The sequence below is a fragment of the Bernardetia sp. Wsw4-3y2 genome (assembly GCF_037126295.1).
Taxonomy (GTDB): Bacteria; Bacteroidota; Bacteroidia; order Cytophagales; family Bernardetiaceae; genus Bernardetia.
Genome location: NZ_CP147017.1, coordinates 501,249 through 518,416, shown reverse-complemented (window position 1 = coordinate 518,416; position 17,168 = coordinate 501,249). Strand labels below are relative to the sequence as shown.

The 17,168-nt window shown below is 30.4% G+C and carries 15 protein-coding genes; 9 read left to right on the top strand and 6 right to left on the bottom strand.

All coding sequences use genetic code 11. The annotated features are described in order from the left end of the window. Positions 1 to 10: 10 nt before the first annotated feature. Positions 11 to 787 (bottom strand): CPBP family intramembrane glutamic endopeptidase, encoded by a 777-nt coding sequence (locus V9L05_RS02095; protein WP_338814192.1) that lies wholly within the window; start codon positions 785 to 787, stop codon positions 11 to 13. A gap of 428 nt (positions 788 to 1,215) precedes the next feature. Between V9L05_RS02095 and V9L05_RS02090 the strand changes: the two genes are divergently transcribed. The 3 genes from V9L05_RS02090 to V9L05_RS02080 all read left to right on the top strand — a co-directional run bounded on the left by V9L05_RS02090 (position 1,216) and on the right by V9L05_RS02080 (position 4,164). Further along, positions 1,216 to 1,593 (top strand): BlaI/MecI/CopY family transcriptional regulator, encoded by a 378-nt coding sequence (locus V9L05_RS02090; protein ID WP_338790589.1) that lies wholly within the window; start codon positions 1,216 to 1,218, stop codon positions 1,591 to 1,593. 136 nt (positions 1,594 to 1,729) lie between these two features. After that, positions 1,730 to 3,331, top strand: coding sequence for a M56 family metallopeptidase (locus V9L05_RS02085; RefSeq protein ID WP_338814191.1), 1,602 nt, complete (start codon positions 1,730 to 1,732; stop codon positions 3,329 to 3,331). A gap of 182 nt (positions 3,332 to 3,513) precedes the next feature. Beyond that, the gene (locus tag V9L05_RS02080) at positions 3,514 to 4,164 is read left to right on the top strand and encodes an ABC transporter ATP-binding protein (RefSeq protein WP_338790591.1); all 651 of its coding nucleotides are present in this window, start codon (positions 3,514 to 3,516) and stop codon (positions 4,162 to 4,164) included. Positions 4,165 to 4,186: 22 nt separating this feature from the next. Here the strand turns inward: V9L05_RS02080 and V9L05_RS02075 are convergent, their stop codons facing one another. Both V9L05_RS02075 and V9L05_RS02070 read right to left on the bottom strand, forming a co-directional pair. Then, positions 4,187 to 4,876 (bottom strand): RloB family protein, encoded by a 690-nt coding sequence (locus tag V9L05_RS02075; protein ID WP_338814190.1) that lies wholly within the window; start codon positions 4,874 to 4,876, stop codon positions 4,187 to 4,189. Positions 4,877 to 4,909: 33 nt separating this feature from the next. Continuing rightward, positions 4,910 to 6,301, bottom strand: coding sequence for an ATP-binding protein (locus V9L05_RS02070; RefSeq protein ID WP_338814189.1), 1,392 nt, complete (start codon positions 6,299 to 6,301; stop codon positions 4,910 to 4,912). A gap of 222 nt (positions 6,302 to 6,523) precedes the next feature. Here V9L05_RS02070 and V9L05_RS02065 point away from each other — a divergent pair, with 222 nt between their 5' ends. From V9L05_RS02065 to V9L05_RS02055, 3 genes are all read left to right on the top strand, one after another. Next, positions 6,524 to 7,549, top strand: a complete 1,026-nt coding sequence (locus V9L05_RS02065) for a rhodanese-related sulfurtransferase (RefSeq protein WP_338790592.1) — start codon at positions 6,524 to 6,526, stop codon at positions 7,547 to 7,549. A gap of 235 nt (positions 7,550 to 7,784) precedes the next feature. Next, the gene (locus V9L05_RS02060) at positions 7,785 to 8,513 is read left to right on the top strand and encodes an ABC transporter permease (RefSeq protein WP_338790593.1); all 729 of its coding nucleotides are present in this window, start codon (positions 7,785 to 7,787) and stop codon (positions 8,511 to 8,513) included. A 64-nt stretch (positions 8,514 to 8,577) separates the two neighbouring features. Continuing rightward, complete coding sequence (locus V9L05_RS02055; RefSeq protein ID WP_338790594.1) at positions 8,578 to 9,024, top strand: hypothetical protein; 447 nt, start codon at positions 8,578 to 8,580, stop codon at positions 9,022 to 9,024. Between the two features lie 105 nt (positions 9,025 to 9,129). Here the strand turns inward: V9L05_RS02055 and V9L05_RS02050 are convergent, their stop codons facing one another. Then, positions 9,130 to 10,014, bottom strand: coding sequence for a methyltransferase domain-containing protein (locus tag V9L05_RS02050; protein ID WP_338814188.1), 885 nt, complete (start codon positions 10,012 to 10,014; stop codon positions 9,130 to 9,132). A gap of 428 nt (positions 10,015 to 10,442) precedes the next feature. Here V9L05_RS02050 and V9L05_RS02045 point away from each other — a divergent pair, with 428 nt between their 5' ends. The 3 genes from V9L05_RS02045 (at position 10,443) to typA (ending at position 14,104) form a co-directional block, all read left to right on the top strand. Beyond that, positions 10,443 to 11,612, top strand: a complete 1,170-nt coding sequence (locus tag V9L05_RS02045) for an aminotransferase class I/II-fold pyridoxal phosphate-dependent enzyme (RefSeq protein WP_338814187.1) — start codon at positions 10,443 to 10,445, stop codon at positions 11,610 to 11,612. Between the two features lie 52 nt (positions 11,613 to 11,664). Continuing rightward, on the top strand, positions 11,665 to 11,835 hold the full coding sequence (locus V9L05_RS02040; RefSeq protein WP_338814186.1) for a hypothetical protein: 171 nt from the start codon (positions 11,665 to 11,667) through the stop codon (positions 11,833 to 11,835). Positions 11,836 to 12,286: 451 nt separating this feature from the next. After that, a complete protein-coding gene (typA, locus tag V9L05_RS02035; protein WP_338794205.1) occupies positions 12,287 to 14,104 on the top strand; it encodes a translational GTPase TypA in 1,818 nt (605 codons plus the stop codon). A 328-nt stretch (positions 14,105 to 14,432) separates the two neighbouring features. On the opposite strand, the gene V9L05_RS02030 is transcribed toward typA, so the two are convergent. Beyond that, the gene (locus tag V9L05_RS02030; RefSeq protein WP_338814185.1) at positions 14,433 to 15,539 is read right to left on the bottom strand and encodes a hypothetical protein; all 1,107 of its coding nucleotides are present in this window, start codon (positions 15,537 to 15,539) and stop codon (positions 14,433 to 14,435) included. Between the two features lie 219 nt (positions 15,540 to 15,758). Beyond that, positions 15,759 to 16,910, bottom strand: a complete 1,152-nt coding sequence (locus V9L05_RS02025; RefSeq protein ID WP_338814183.1) for a hypothetical protein — start codon at positions 16,908 to 16,910, stop codon at positions 15,759 to 15,761. Positions 16,911 to 17,168 lie beyond the last annotated feature (258 nt).

The following is a 17,168-nucleotide window of genomic DNA, read 5'->3' as shown; positions in this document are numbered from 1 at the left end:
ACTATTTCTTTCAAAACAATCTCTTTTTATTTACTTCAAAATGATTTCGTTTTTTAGCAATTCTGATTGTCCAAACAATAGAAACTATAATAGTAATAAATCTAAAAATATTGCTATCTATTCCACCAAGAGCATTGTTATTCGTTATTTCAAAAATTCCCCAATACCAATTCATAAGTAAATGTAGAAAAATAACAAGCCACAAATTATAATTCCATTCAGCAAAAAGCCACGCAAACCAAAGTCCTCCCATCGAAGTAACAGCCATTACTCCCAAAGTATCCAAAAAATTATTGCCTTGCCAAAGGTGTCCAAATCCAAAAATAAAAGCACTTGCAAAGGCAGCAGGAATAAACCCCCATTCCAAACGACGAAATAAAAGTCCAAACAAAAAAGCACGAAATAAAAGCTCTTCACTAAAAGCAGGTAAAACAGAACTAGACAGAAGTTTTGAAAAAGTAAAGTTTTGAGGTATAAAATTGCCTATCAAAAAATATCCAATAACCATAGGAAGTGTACACAAAAAAGCAATTCCAAATCCTTTCAAAAAACCTTTATTCAAACCAAGTTCGTTAGTTAATTTTTTTCCAAACCAAATCGAACAGACAATCAAAACAATTCCAATTTCCCAACCATAGACATAAAATAATCTTTGCCACAACTCATCTATATTTTCAATAGAAAATTCAGGCAGTTTTGTAATAAAAGCTCTACCATAATTAGCTATCACAAAAATCAAAATGATAAAGAAACTTTCTTTGTGAAGATAGCGTGATTGTGATTTCATTTCCTTATAAATTAGGATTCTTGGGGTGAATTTTAATTCTCTTGATAAGAATTAAAACTAAAATAAGCATTTTTGAGTAAAAAACTTTTTTTTATTGTCTATCTAATTATTTATCATTTTTGGATAAAACTGAAAGCCTATAAATAAACTGTTCTCTGACAGCTTTTGCACTATGTCGTTGGTGTCCCCATCGATAAGTATCAATATTCAAAATTCAAATAAAATCAATAAAGTGCAAAAATTGTCAAACAACCAAATAAACTTTCAGGGTTTTTATTTTAAAAGAATAACTAATTTTTTAGTTGAATGATTTGCTTCTTTAGTTTTAATGCTGTATGTTTGTATCAACTAAGTTATTAGTTGTTATATCTCTATTTTTAATTTATCTCTCTGTTGTTGTTTTCACCAATGACACAATCCAATCAATCATGCAAGAATTGACAAAAGCCGAAGAAAAAATTATGCAACTTCTTTGGGATGCAGAAAAAGCATTTGTAAAAGAACTAATAGAAAAAATTGAAGGCAAAAAACCAAGTTATACCACTGTTTCGACAATTATCCGAATTTTGGAAACTAAAAAGTTTGTTGGACATAAAGCCTATGGAAACACACATCAATATTTTCCATTGGTAAGCCGAGAAGAGTATGCAAAATTTGCAACTAGAAGTGTTTTAGATAGATATTTTGACGGATCATTCAAAAAACTCGTTTCCTTTTTTGCAAAAAAAGAAGAAATTGATATAGAAGAGCTAGACGACATCATGAAAATGATGGAAAAAGAAGAAGAGAAGAAAAAGGATAATTAACACTTGCTAAGGTTTGGATTACCAAACCATTATCAACATAAAAATACGATAACAATCTCCCTAGCAATCGTCTCTAATCAGACCTTGATAATGGGAAATATAACACCATTCATCATTCATAATTTACCATTTCACAATGAAACTACTATTTTTTGATTATCTGTTACAATGCAGTTTGTTTTTGGTTCTGCTGTATATTCCTTATTTTCTTTTTCTAAAAAATGAAACATTCTTTAGTTTGAACAGAAAATATTTAGTTTTTGCATTATTGCTGACACTCATTTTGCCGTTCTTTCCTTTGAATATCTCCAATTTCTTAGGTCTGTTTTTCCAAAGCTCAGAAACGCTAACTGTTCCTGAAATTGATATTTTTTTAGCTTATGGAGATGTGATAAATAACGCAAATATAGAAACCTCAAAAAGCATTTTTTCAGAACCATCTACTTGGATTCTTTTAATTTATATGTTAGGAGTTACAGTGATTTTTATTAGAATTCTTTTAGGGTTGTCAATGATTTTGAAACTCTATTTTACAGGACAAAAAACTAAAAAAGAGCATTTTACCCTCATTGAAACCAAATCAGAAACTGAGCCTTTTTCTTTCTTTAATTGGGTTTTTATCTCTGCAACTAATGATTTTTCAGCAGCAGAACAAGCTGAAATTATAGCACACGAAAAAGCACATGTCAGACAAAAACACGCTTTAGATTTACTTTTGATTGAATTTTTAGGAATGTTATTGTGGTTCAATCCACTTATTTATTTCTACAAAAAAGCATTGAGAGATACACACGAATATTTGGCTGATAAAGAGACAATTACTCATTTTTCTGATAAAAAACAGTATCTCAATTTACTTATCAATCAACATTTTGTGGGTAGAAATCTGCCTTTTGTTACCAAATTTCATCAATACTCACTACTTAAAAAGCGTGTAATTATGATTACTAAATCGCCTTCTCACAAAATTGCAAAGCTCAAAATTATGCTTGCTGTTCCTGCTCTTTTGTTGTGTGTTTTTATGACCAGTTGTTTGAAAGAATACGTGGAAATTTCAGAGCGTTCAGAGGTTTCTTCTAATGATTTTGCAGCAGCTTTTCCGAAAGAGTATGAAGTAGGAAAATCGTATAAAATCCGTAAGACTACTACTATGGAATTAGATTTAGAAAAAGACAATGATTACATGTTACGTCTTTTTCCTGCTGATGATTTTGAGGGTGTAGAAATTAAAATGTTTGATGAAAAAGGAACTCAACTTGTTACTAATTTTATAGCTGAAAAATATTTTAGAGGTTTCACTTTCAGAAATACGACAACAGCAAAATACAGACTAGAAATTACAGTTCCAGAAAATAAAAAGAATACTTCTTTGGCAATGGCTTCTCGTAAGTTTGAGGAAAAAGAAAGTTTAGTTAAAGCAGATGAGGATGGATTTACTACTGTAAAAACGTATGATATTACTAAAAATATAGACGAATATACACTGGTTTTATCTGAAACAACAGGTTATAGATTCACAATAGAGAGTGAAGAAGAACTAACAATGAAAATTATAAGTGAAGATGGTAAAGAATATTTTGACTACACTCCAAGAATAAATTTAGAAAATAAAATAGCTTGGATGTTTGGAGAACACCCAACAGGTATTTATTATTTGAAAATAAATAAGAAAGGGACAAAAGCAGCTACTATTAATTTAGCTTTTAAACAAAAAACTAAAACTGATTCACAAGAATAAACTAAAAAACTGTGTCCAAAAAACACAAGTTATTTAAGGGGAATGAAAAAAGCTCAAATATTTTTGTTTGAGTTTTTTTGCATTTCTGTAAGGAAAATGACTTGCCTTTCCTACAACTAAACTAACAAACTAAAAAATCAATTTCCTATCTTTGCAAAACAAAAACTAGAAAAACTACATCTATGCTCATCGCCAAAAATATAGTCAAAAAATACGGTTCGTTGGAAGTCTTGCAAGGAATTGATTTATCGATTGCCAAAAAAGAAGTTGTAGCTATTACAGGTTCTTCAGGTGCAGGAAAGTCTACACTTTTGCATATTTTGGGAACATTAGATGCACCAGACAAGGGCGAAATAATCATTAATGGGATAGAAGTGCAGAAACTAAAATCGAATAAATTAGCTACTTTTCGTAACCAGCAAATCGGTTTTATTTTTCAATTTCATAATCTTTTACCAGAATTTTCAGCTTTAGAAAATGTCTGTATGCCTGCTTTTATTGGTAAAAAAAATGTTAAAGAAGCTGAAAAAAGAGCATCAGAACTCTTAGACCGTTTTGGAATATTAGATAGAAAAGACCACAAACCTTCCGAGCTTTCAGGTGGAGAACAGCAGCGTGTAGCTGTTGCAAGAGCGTTGATAAATTCTCCAGCCTTAGTTTTTGCTGACGAACCAAGTGGAAATTTAGACAGTAAGAATGCAGATGAGTTACACAAACTTTTTTTTACGTTAAGAGAAGAATTTAGCCAAACTTTTGTCATCGTTACACACAATCCAGAACTGGCAAAAATGGCAGATAGAGAGATTGTTTTGCAAAAAGGTTTGGTGGTTTGATAGATGAAGCACGAAGCCTTTTTTACTTTTGTGTTTTACGCCTTATTTCTATCAAACGAGGCAATTCTATTTCAAAAAAATCTTTCAGTTTGTTTGTTCCTACAAAATTGATTACACTTTCAGCTAACTTATACACTTTTGTTACTCCTTCATTTGGAAGGAAATAAGTTGGATTGGAATCTAAATTCTTAGCATTTTTGATGGCATCTTCTATTTCTGTAATGAATGTGTAAGGATGATAACCACCTTTTTCTACTTCATTTAAAGCCGTCTTGCACTTTTGGGCTGTATCTAATTCTTCTGGAATAGCATCTTTTTTATGAAGATATAACCAAATTTCAAAACAAGGATTGCTAACGACAAGATTCCAATTTGGCGATTGTTCACAATAATCAGCCACTTCTTTAAGCTGCTCAAAAGTCCATCTATCAACATCTAAAACAAGCCAAACCTCATCATCAGGTTTTAAATCATTAATTTCTATGAATTTTGCAGCTCGTTCTACTACATGTTTAGGGGCAGATTTATGATTACTGGGTTTGTAGTCTTCATCTTCAATAATATGAATGGTTACACGCTGCGAAAAATATTGAAATAATTTAAAATATTCTACTTCTCTTTTTTCGCCTTCACAAGCGATAGCAAAAAGACGACTATCTCTATGATTTCCTTCTGTAACCTCTCTTTTATAACTACGTTTTTTTCTAGCCATTTTTGATGTTTTTTGAAGATTTATTAAAAAGGATTAGTCATTTTTTTGAGCTTTGTTTTTCTCTTTATCCTCCTCTTTATCCTCCTCTTGATTTTCTTGTTTTATTTCCAAATTAGACCAATCTAACTTTTCTAAATCTGCTAGAAATGGAATTGCACCAAAACGCCCTTGTAAATATCCTTTTCGAATATCTAAATCATAACGAGGATTAAATTCGCTCAATGAATAAAGCTGTGTACTTCCTTTTTGACGGTCTTTTTCTGCAAACCAAATTTCATCTTGACGAAATATTTTTAAATCTAATAAATTTGATTCGTGGGTTGTGAAAATTAACTGTCCTTTTGTGTCTGTCAAAGACATTATTTTTTCAACTAATTCATAAAGAAGATTGACATGAATACTTTGGTCTATTTCGTCTATTAATATAACAATATCTTCAGACATTTTTAACATTACGATAAATGGCAAAAAGTCAATAATGCGTTGTGTTCCCATTGATTCTTCTCCTAAATCAAAACCTATTTTGATATTATTAGCAAGATGATTAATGATAGATTTCTCTACATATATCTTTTCATCGTTTTTTACTAGATGATAAGGTATTTCATTATGAATAATTAGTGCACTAGATTCGTTTTTAAATATTTTCTCTAAATAATCTAAATCATAAATATTTTTGAAAAATGTAATCGCATCTTCTTTCTGTATATCAAAATTTTCTATTCCTAAATCAAAAGATTTTATTAAATTTTCTAAATAATTGGGAAATCTTTTGATTAAAAAATTTAAAAAATGTATTTGCTTGTCATTTGGATAGACTATTTTAAAATGTTCAATTATATATTCATATACTATTGTAATCTCCTTTATTTTTAATATTTCATATTTACTTATTACTAACTCATTTTCTTGTACTAAATTATCTTCTAATAATTCAATCAATAACTTTTCTTTTTGGGAAATATTTTTTTTCCCTAAACTAATTTTTAATTTTCTTTTTTTATCTGATTTTCTTTCAAAAATCAACTTATCTTCTTTCTCAATTCCAGATTCATATAACCATTCTTCTATAATTTGATTTTTATTAATAATTAATCCATACGCATAAATTTTATTCTTAATAGAAAATTCTATTTCGAATTGAATAGGTTTTTCTTTATTATTAGGATTGAGTTTAAATTTTTTATTTTCTAAATCAGAGGGAATCCCTCCTTCTTCTACAATGTTTTGCAACGTATCTATCGCTTTAATCAAATTTGATTTTCCTGCTGCATTTGCACCATAAATGGCAGCAGCTTTTAGTACCTTTAGTTTTCCTACTTTATAAACATGTTCTTTATGCTGCTTAAAACTACCTGCAAGCATATTAAATTCGGTTTCTTCGTCAAAAGAAAGGAAATTAGAAATAACAAATCGTATTAGCATAACAGTTTTGGAAGAATATTTTTGTGATTTTTATATAAATCTACAACGAAAAAATCTCTTAAACAATCAATTTAGTTGAGTTTTTGTTTTGAAACAAATTTTCTATACTTTTTCGTATCTTTGCAACTCAATTCAAAAAATAGTGATTGTATTCATTAATAACTAATCACTAAAAATTAATCACTAAAAAAATTACCACTTAGCTGAAACTAAGAAATAGGTATGAAAACAACTCAAGAAAACTTAGCAATCAATAACGTCGAAAATCCTCATTTTCCGTATCGTGTCCTCTTGTATTACTGTTTTACTCCCATCGAAAATCCAGAAAAATTTAAAGAAGAACATCATCTTTTTTGTATAAAACTAGGACTTTTGGGAAGAATTATAGTAGCTGATGAAGGCTTGAACGGAACAGTCTGTGGAACTCCAGAAGCATGTCAAAAATATATTGATGCTTTAGAAAACGATGTTCGTTTTAAAGATATTGATTTCAAAATTGATGCATCAGAAACGAATACATTTAGTAAAATAAATGTTCGTTTGAAAAAAGAAATCGTTCACGCAGGTATTCCACACATAAAACCGTATCACGGAACAGGAACTCATCTTTCTCCACAAGAATTCAAAAATCTTAAAGATATGGAAGATGTTGTTATTCTTGATGTGCGTTCGGATTATGAACATAATTTGGGACACTTCAAAAATGCTGTTACCTTAGATATTGAGAACTTTAGAGACTTTCCTGAGAAAGTAAAAGAACTAGAAAAGTACAAGGATAAAAAAGTTTTGACTTACTGTACAGGTGGAATAAAATGTGAAAAAGCTACTGCTTTGCTCATGAAGGAAGGTTTTAAAGATGTATATCAACTTCATGGAGGAATCATCAAATATGGAAAAGAAGTAGGAGGAGAAGATTTTGAAGGAAAATGCTATGTTTTTGATGAGCGTGTAGCTGTTGATGTCAATGAAGTAAATCCAACTTTGGTAAGTACGTGTTATGTTTGTAAAGAACGAAGCGATTATATGGTAAACTGTGCTAATCCAAAATGTAACCGACATACAACGATTTGTAAGCCTTGTTTAGAAAAAATGGATGGTGCATGTAGTGACGAATGTAAAAATCACCCAGAAAAACGTACTTACGAACCAGAAGGAAAAGGAATGTACAAGAAAAATCTTAACGGTTACAATCCTTATATCGGTTGGAACGTTGATAAAGTAATAGATAAAAACGAAAAGGAAAAATAATAAAATCAGAATTAGTAGTAGAATATCTAAACTGTTTTGATTTAAAAACGTTTTATGCTTTGTTTGAGAAATTGTAAGTCTGTTTTTACTTAGTTTCTCAAATGAAGCATTTTTTTATAAATTTGTATCGAAATCAACTAATTTCTAGCGCAAGATTTTATCTTGTGTTTATCATTTTGCAAGCAGATGTTTGCAAAGAAAGTTTTGCAAACATTTTTTCAACTAACTATCCTACATGAAAAGTATTGGTAAGTATATGATTTTTTTGAGCCGAACGGTTACAGATATGGAGCCTTGGCACGTTTACGTTCGTCTTTTTGTAGATGAATGTATGCGAATTGGTATTAGTTCTGTCTATATTGTCACAATTATTTCGACTTTTATAGGTGCTGTAACGGCTGTTCAGACAGCTTATAACCTTGTTAGTCCTCTTATTCCTAAATCGCTTATTGGTACAATTGTTCGTGATATGACTGTTTTAGAGCTTGCTCCTACCATTACGGCTATCGTTTTTGCTGGAAAAGTAGGTTCGAATATCGCTGGTGGATTAGGTACAATGCGTATTACAGAGCAAATTGATGCTATTGAAGTAATGGGAATCAATGCAACTTCCTATTTGGTTTTTCCTAAAATTTTGGCTGGACTAGTAACTTATCCTTTACTTGTTATTTTGGCTGCTTTTTTAGCTATTACAGGGGGATATTTGGCTGCAACACTTACAGGACAAGTAACATCAGTAGAGTATGTATACGGAATTCGTTTAGATTTTATTGAATTTAATGTTGCCTTTATGCTTGTCAAATCTGTAGTTTTTGCCTTTTTGGTAACTTCAATTTCGGCTTATATGGGATATTATACACGAGGTGGCGCACTAGAAGTAGGAGAGTCAAGTACGAAAGCAGTAACAACAAGTTGTATCGCTATTTTATTAGCTGATTATTTACTGGCTCAAATGCTTGTTTGATTTTTGTGAAAACATTACTCTTGTTCATTTATAACTTATCACTTACCATTTATCACTATATACATTGGCTGATCAAAATCTTACTCCTAAAAAATCTATTCGTCCACAGATTCCAAATGCACTTCTTGTAGATACAATGAGTGGCGAAGAGCGTTTCCAAAATGCTACTTTGCGTCCTATCCTGAAACTTCAAAATAAGGTTTTACTTGCCATTTTTAAAGATTATATCATAGAAAAAGAAACTAAAAAGGGAGATAAACCAAAAACTGAAGCAGAAAATAAAAGAAGCTATTCAAGACTTTCAGCAACCAAACAGCGAGAATATATCGATGTGGTTTTTCAGAAAGATATAAAATTTAAAAGTCAGTTATTAGGAATGATAATCGGACATTTTGATTTGGAAGAATATAATCTTTATGCTCAAAATAAAACAGGAACAGACAGAAGAATCATAAATCTACTCAAAGAACGTATTTTTAATGGTTTGGCAGAACTTCCACAGGAGTTTTAACATTACTTGCACTAAAATACCAAAATAAAATAATGTGCTATATGTTTTTTATCAAAAAATCCTTTTCATATCAAAATGAAAAGGATTTTGGTGTTTTACTGATAACTAAACTTCAATTCTTCCAGCTATTTTTTTCTTAGAAAATGGCTTTCTTACTTTTAGTGAAAATGTATGAGGAAGTTTATCGTAAGGAGGTTTGAAACGAAACTTTCCTTTTTCTATTTCCTTTAGATTTGGAAAGCAGTTATAAACACTATATTCATATTCATTAAAAAACTCTAGTTGTAAACCTTGTGAAAGCAGCGAATTTATAATTTCACTAATAGAGTGATTCCAAGAATAAGAAACCTGTTTCTGTTTGTGTCTATCGCCTGTATAAGACTGTTCTACTTCTTCTATAATCGAAGATTCATTAAAGTAGGAATATTGTAGCGCAAAATTATTTCCCCATTCATACATATAAATAACTGGATGAAATTCTACCATATAGAAAAAACCACCTTCTTTGATATAACTAGCCACTATTTCAGCCCATTTATTCAAATCTGGAAGCCAACCAATTGCACCATAAGAAGTAAAAACAATATCAAATTCGCCTTGTAAATTATCTCTTAATGAATAAACATCAGAAACTACAAAGTTGGCAGGAGTTTCTATTTCTTGACTCAATTCGCCAGCCAGTTCTATGGAAGCATCAGACATATCCATTCCTGTCACCTCTGCACCCATATTTGCCCAAGAAAGTGTATCCATTCCAAAATGACATTGAAGGTGCAAAAGTGATTTTCCTTTTACATCACCTACTTCATTTATTTCGATAGCATTCAATGAATTTCTATCTTTTTTAAACTGTGCTACATTATAAAAATTAGAATCTCGGTGGGCTTCTGTAAGTGAATTCCACATCTTTTTATTGGCTTCTAGGTAATCACTAGGCTCTTTTTCTTGTTCTTTTTTATAGTCTTCGTATTCTTTATCTCTTTCGTTCATTATTTTTGAGTTTTATAGGAATAGGATAAATTTGTGGCTCTTCTGACAATTTAGCAAAATTATAAAAGGGTGTGCGTTCGTTTTAGCTTCGCTGAGGGTTACACCGTTCTCAAAAACGAATGAGATGCTTCCTCAGAAGCGTGATTTAAGCAATATCACGCTTCTGAGGAAGCGTTTTTTTCAGTTCTGAGGAACTGAACACACAATGTTTCGCTAAAAAGTCGGAAGAGCCAAATTTGTTATGCATCTTTGTTTGATTTGGTAGCTCAATTTAGTAATAAATTTCGAAAAAGAGAATAGAACTTTATTTTTGTTGCTCTCAAATTTCTAATATAAAATTCGTTTTGACAAACATTTTCGTAAATTTGAATCTAATAAATAAAATCTAAAGACTACTTCTTTACCTTAACTTTCAGTTTTAAAATATCATGAAAAAATCAACGCAATGTGTTCATAGTGGAACTTATTTCGACGAAAAAAGTGGTGGTGTAAATACTCCTATTTTTACCTCAACAGCTTACACTTATAATGATGAAGGCGCAATTCCTTATCCTCGTTATTTCAATACAATAAATCAAGAAGTTGTTGCTCAAAAAATTGCTGCGTTAGAACGTGGAGAAGCTGCTCTTATTTTTTCTTCTGGAATGGCTGCCACGATGTCGGCACTTTTGGGAGTTTTACAGGCTGGTGACCATTTGATTTTACAAAATGATATTTATGGAGGAACGCATTATGCTGTTCGTGAGCAGCTTTCAAAACTAGGGATTGAATCTACTTTTGTAGAAGGACGAAAATTAGAAGATTTTGCAACGGCAATTAAGCCAAACTCAAAGGCTATTTTTATCGAAACGCCTTCAAATCCATTGCTTTCACTAGTTGATATTGCAGAAATGGCTTCTTTTGCAAAAGAAAATAATCTGATTTCATTTATTGATAATACCTTCGGAACTCCAATTTTTCAAAATCCATTGCGATTAGGAATTGATATTGTTATCCATAGCGCAACAAAATACCTAGCAGGACATAGCGACCTTTCTTGTGGTGCAGTCGTTACTTCTCAAAAACTGATTGAAAAAATACATCATGCAGCATTTAATTTTGGTGGAAATTTGGATGCAATGGCAACTTCACTTTTAGAAAGAAGTATCAAAACATTAGCGATTCGTGTCAAGACACAAGCTCAAAATGCTCAAAAAATAGCTGAAGCATTACAGAAGTTGCCACAAGTGAAAAATGTGTTTTACCCAGGATTACCTACTCATCCAGACCACGAACTAGCTAAAAAACAAATGAAAGGTGGTTTTGGGGCAATGCTTTCTTTTGAATTAGACACAGATAAAGAAGGAAGAGCAAAATTTGTTCGTCATTTAGAATTGGTTTGTAAAGCTGTAAGTTTGGGAGGAGTAGAAAGTACGCTTACAGAGCCTGTCTTGACTTCACATGCAAAAGTACCTGTTGAAATGCGTGAAAAAATGGGTATTACTGAGAATTTATATCGCCTTTCTGTCGGAATTGAAGATGCAGATGATTTGATTGAAGACCTTACAAATGCTATTCAGACTTTAGAGGTTATTGAAAAAAACAGTTTATCTGTGTAGGTTAAAGGCTTGCCTTTGACTGTGTTCATATTCAAAACCAACTAAAATATCAATGATAAAATATATTATTTTGACTCTTCTGTTTTTGCTCAAAATACCTTTTCTTTTTGGGCAAAATGAAGATTCACTTTTTCAGGTAGATTCTTGGAATTCAAAAGAGAATATAGAATTTATGAAAAATGCCTACCTGAAAATAATAAAAGAATTTGGTATTGAATATTGAGAAAACTACCCCTTTAAAAATGCAAAACAGTTGTAGAAAATAAATAAATAGTAGAAAAGTCATTTTTTGATAAAAAAAATGAAATTATTTTCTAACCTAATAAAATTCTATCAAATCATAGAAATACCAATTAAATTAAAAGTAGAATAAAATAAAATAGATATCTAAGAAGTAAAAAACAATAAAACCAAATCTTTAATTTTGTTTAAAAATATTTAAAAGGCAGATTAGTAATGAATTATTAATCTGACAAGTTGTTGTTTTCTGAAATAAATTATGTAATTTTGCACCACTAAGAAAAAAAACAATTCATAACTCACTATGAATCAATAGAATAAATAAAAACAGCGAATTAAGCATTTTTAGTTTTTTCTGAAAAATTGATTTAGAATTTGTTAAATAATTATAAAAATACTCTCAAGCCTTTTACATTAGTTTTTACTACCTTATGATTCAGTCTATTAGAAATATCGCTATTATTGCTCACGTTGACCACGGCAAGACTACTCTTGTCGATAAAATGCTCGTTACTGGAAATTTGTTTAAAGAACACGAACGTCCAGGTGAACTTATCATGGATAACAACGACATTGAGCGTGAACGTGGAATTACAATCTTAGCAAAAAACGTTTCTATTGACTACAAAGGAACAAAAATTAATATCATCGACACACCTGGTCACGCCGATTTTGGTGGTGAAGTAGAACGTGTTCTAAACATGGCTGATGGTGTACTTTTGTTAGTAGATGCGTTTGAAGGTGCTATGCCTCAAACTCGTTTTGTACTTCAAAAAGCAATCAACTTAGGTTTGAAGCCTATCGTAGTTGTTAATAAAGTAGATAAATTAAACTGTAAGCCAAACGAAGTTCAGGATCAAGTATTTGACTTGATGTTCTCTTTAGGTGCATCAGAAGACCAATTAGACTTCCCTACTATCTTTGGGTCTGCCAAAAATAACTGGATGAGTACAGATTGGGAACAACCAACAGACAGTATCGTTCCACTTTTAGATGCGATTATCGAAACAATTCCTGCTCCAGAAATTGAAGAAGGAACTACTCAACTTCAAATTACTTCTCTAGATTACTCTACATATATCGGTCGTATTGCAGTTGGTCGTCTGGTTCGTGGAATGCTGAAAGTAAACCAAACTGTTTCTCTTATGAAACGTGATGGAACAATTAAAAAGAATAAAGTAAAAGAACTTTATGTTTTTGAAGGATTAGGAAAACGTAAGGTAGAAGAAATACAAGCAGGAGATATTTGTGCAATTGTAGGACTAGAAGATTTCGAAATTGGTGATACAGTTGCAGATAGAGATGAGCCAGAAGCATTGCCTCCAATTTCTATTGATGAGCCTACAATGTCAATGGTATTTACTATCAATAACTCTCCTTTTTATGGTAAAGAAGGTAAATTTGTTACTTCTCGTCACCTTAAAGAGCGTTTGGAAAAAGAATTAGAAAAAAATCTTGCTTTGCGTGTTGAGCCAACACAATCAGCAGATTCATTCAATGTATTTGGTCGTGGTGTTCTTCATTTGTCTGTTTTGATTGAGACAATGCGTCGTGAAGGATATGAATTACAAGTAGGTCAGCCTCAAGTAATTATCAAAGAAATTGATGGTAAAAAATGTGAACCGATAGAAGAGCTTACGATTGACCTTCCTGAAAATCTTTCTGGAAAGGCTATCGAACTTGTTACGCAGCGTAAAGGGGATTTGTTAGAAATGAATCCGAAAGATGACCGTGTTATCTTAAAATTTGAAATGCCTTCTCGTGGAATTATTGGTCTTCGTAACCAACTTCTTACAGCAACAGCAGGAGAGGCGATTATGTATCACCGTTTCAAAGCATTTGAGCCTTTCAAAGGAGAAATCAAAGGTCGTCAGAGTGGTTCTCTTATTTCTATGGAATTAGGAAATGCAATTCCTTACAGTATCAATAAATTACAGGACAGAGGTATTTTCTTTGTTGATCAGAATGAAGCTATTTACGAAGGGCAAGTAATTGGAGAGCATACTCGTGGTAGCGATTTGGTTGTGAACGTAACAAAAGCAAAACAACTTACAAACATGCGAGCTTCAGGTTCGGACAATAAAAACAAAATTGCTCCTCCTATAAAATTCTCTTTAGAAGAAGCATTAGAATATATTCAAGCTGATGAGTATGTAGAACTTACTCCTGAATCTCTTCGTATTCGTAAAATTTATTTGAACGAAGGAGAGAGAAAACGTAATTCAAAAGTTTTTACTAATGTTATAAGCTAAAAGCATCAAAAGTCTAAAATGAGTTATGTTTTATCATTAAATAGTGATAGAAATAAACGATTTTAAATAGGATAGCTACTTGTTTTCAATAAAATCTTATTCTTTATATTTCTATTTTTAATAAAAAAATATAAAAAGAATGAAATTATTGCAACAAATGGCTTCCTTCTTCCGTAAGAAGGAAGATTAAGTTTTATATCTGTAAAGGGGATATAGAGTAAATTAAAGGTAACCACAGTTGTGGTTGCCTTTTCTTATTTATAGGGGTTTTGGTGTTTTTAGTCTTTGCAAGAAACAAAAATGCCTTAAAAAAACTATTTAATATTTACTAACTCACATACTTTCTAAATGCAGAAATCACTTGAAAAATGAAAAATGCAAGTATAACTTTATAGAAGTAGTCAAAGAAATATGCCCAGAACCCAATAGTAATATATTTGTTATCTATAAATATCCTTGATAATGAATGTGTTGGATCTAATAATTGAGGCATTATATTTATATAATTACAATATTCACACAATGTAATATACCAACTTTGTATGCTAAACAGATTAGGGCAATATGATAACTTGTTGGAAACCCCAGTAATAATTAGAAAGTAAAAAAATATAGTAATAGGAATCATAAGACGAACTGGCTTAAACCAACTTCGCCCAAAGTCATTAGTCCATCCAGATAACAGTATAATTTTATCTTGTAAATCATGATACCATTTATATTGAAATCTATTAATAACTTCATTTTTGTGAGTTTCCATTTCGACTGACTTAAATTTCAATGAAGCAATTTTATCGCCTTGTCGCTCAAGAACAAATCGTATTTGTCTATATATTTCTCTTACTTGAATATCATCTGTTAAATTATACTCATACTCCATTTGTTTTAAGGCAGAGTTAATTTTTTCATATACTTCTTTTTGCTCATCAACAGTAAGAGTTAATTTAGCAAATAACAATGAAATATTCTGCACCAGTTGATTAAATTCTTTTTCAGATTTATCTGTATCTGTATCTAGTCTTTGCTTTAAAATATCTCTCAATGAATAGAGATGGTCAAGACGAATATGTTCATTAGAAGAGTTTTGTATTTTATTAATTACCCTTAATATTCTCACTATTTCTCCCTTTGTCAATTGAGATTCCTCATCAACAGAATTTTTCCTTCTTTTTAGCCTTAGCCAATCTACTTTTTCTTTGGCTGGTAAGTCAGTAATTCTTGTAATCAACTCTTTTTCAAGACTCTGTAATTCCTTTTGTGGAATAGGAGTGCTAGGTGTATTTTTATCAAGTACCTCATAAAGAGTTTTAATTTTTTCATGAGTATTTTCATAAATATTTCTGTTATTAAACCAATACCATGTTTTATATATAGCCTGTTCTTCATTCTTACAAACTTCTATATTCTGAATTCCTATTTTGAGCCATAATAACATTTTAACAACAGGGCGTATATTTTCATAATTACCTGAAAAGTCGTCAAATTCATTAATCCATTTTATTGTCTTATTTATTTCTTGATAGGTTTCTATTTTTTGAGAATCATCTGATATGTTTTCTAATCTTTTAAAGTGTTCAATGCAGTCATTTATTTTTTGATAAATTTTAAGTTTTTGAAAATTATCTGAGGATTTTATTAACTGACTATGATTAAATCATTTGACATTAACAGTAATAATGTCAATCAATACAGAATTATCAATTACAATATTCTTAAAGTCATTAAAAGAAAAATTGAAAAAATGAGTTTTTCCTAAGTTAGAACCTCTAATAATTAAATCTGATTCAGAATCTAGAGGCTTAGAGGAGTTGAATGAAATATCAGCATAATTTGAAAATTTATTGAACAATAGTGATTGAAACTCTGTATGCTCAAAATTTATATTTGTGTTATAATTTTTTCCTGTTAGAATAACATTATTTATACGACAAGAATTGAACTCAAAAATACCTTTTAATTCTTTTGAAAACTTGATTATAAGTTTTTCAATTATTGACCTACCACCTGTTAAAATAAACTTATTACTAAATTTTGAATCAGAAATTTCTACCTTTTTTAAAAAATGGTTACTTACTTGTAATAAGCATCCAACCTCTTTTTTAAATTCAGTTTCTGAGATATACATCTCTGAAATAAGAGGGTTTGAAATTAGTAGTTTTTTATTAAAAATATTACTATTTATATAAAGAGTTTTTGTTTTACATCCTGATAAAAATGTATGCCCATTAAACTCTGAGTCATTCAAAGATATATTTGCTCTTATATCAGTAAAATGAGTTTGTGCATTAATAATACTCTCATTTTTTATATTTAGATTAGAAGCCTTAAGTGTTGTTAAATCAAATGCTAGATTTACTGTTGATTCATCTATCAAAAATTCGCCATTTTTTAGACTAAGTTTTATACAATTTAGCTTATAAATACTTGTTTTCTTTGTGATATGTATCCCTTTGTGAAGATTAAGAGATTCTAAACTCAATACACCTTCAAATTTTGTATTCTCAAATTTTATAGAGTAGTTATTGGAATCCCACTCACCTTGTATAATTATATTAGATTTCCAAGATTTTATGTGTACACTTTTTTTAAATGTACAATCAACAAATCTAATGCTACAATTAGAATTACAAGTTATGTTTTCAAACTTAACATAATCTGTAAATATACAAGCTGCTATTATTATATTACTTTCTATACAGCTATGATAAGGTCTGAGATTACCTTTAATTTCTACATTATATATTTCTACTGTTTCATCTTTTTCAAAGCAAAGAGTTTCAAAAGTTTTAGAAGTTATTGAGTTCATTAGTTAGTGAATAATTGAAAGTAATATAGATAAAATTTATGCCTCTCTAATAAACTGATTATTTTCCCCAGTTCTCCCTCGCAAGATACAAAACGACTCTTACTTGGTTCTAAGTAAGCAATATATATTCGGCTTCAAGTCGTGTATTTGAAATTCAAATATACTATAATTTCCCAAACCTACATTTTGATTATCTAATAGTTTTTCCATACTACAAGATTTACAAACTTTAGCATTAGAAAAAATAAAGACCAACTC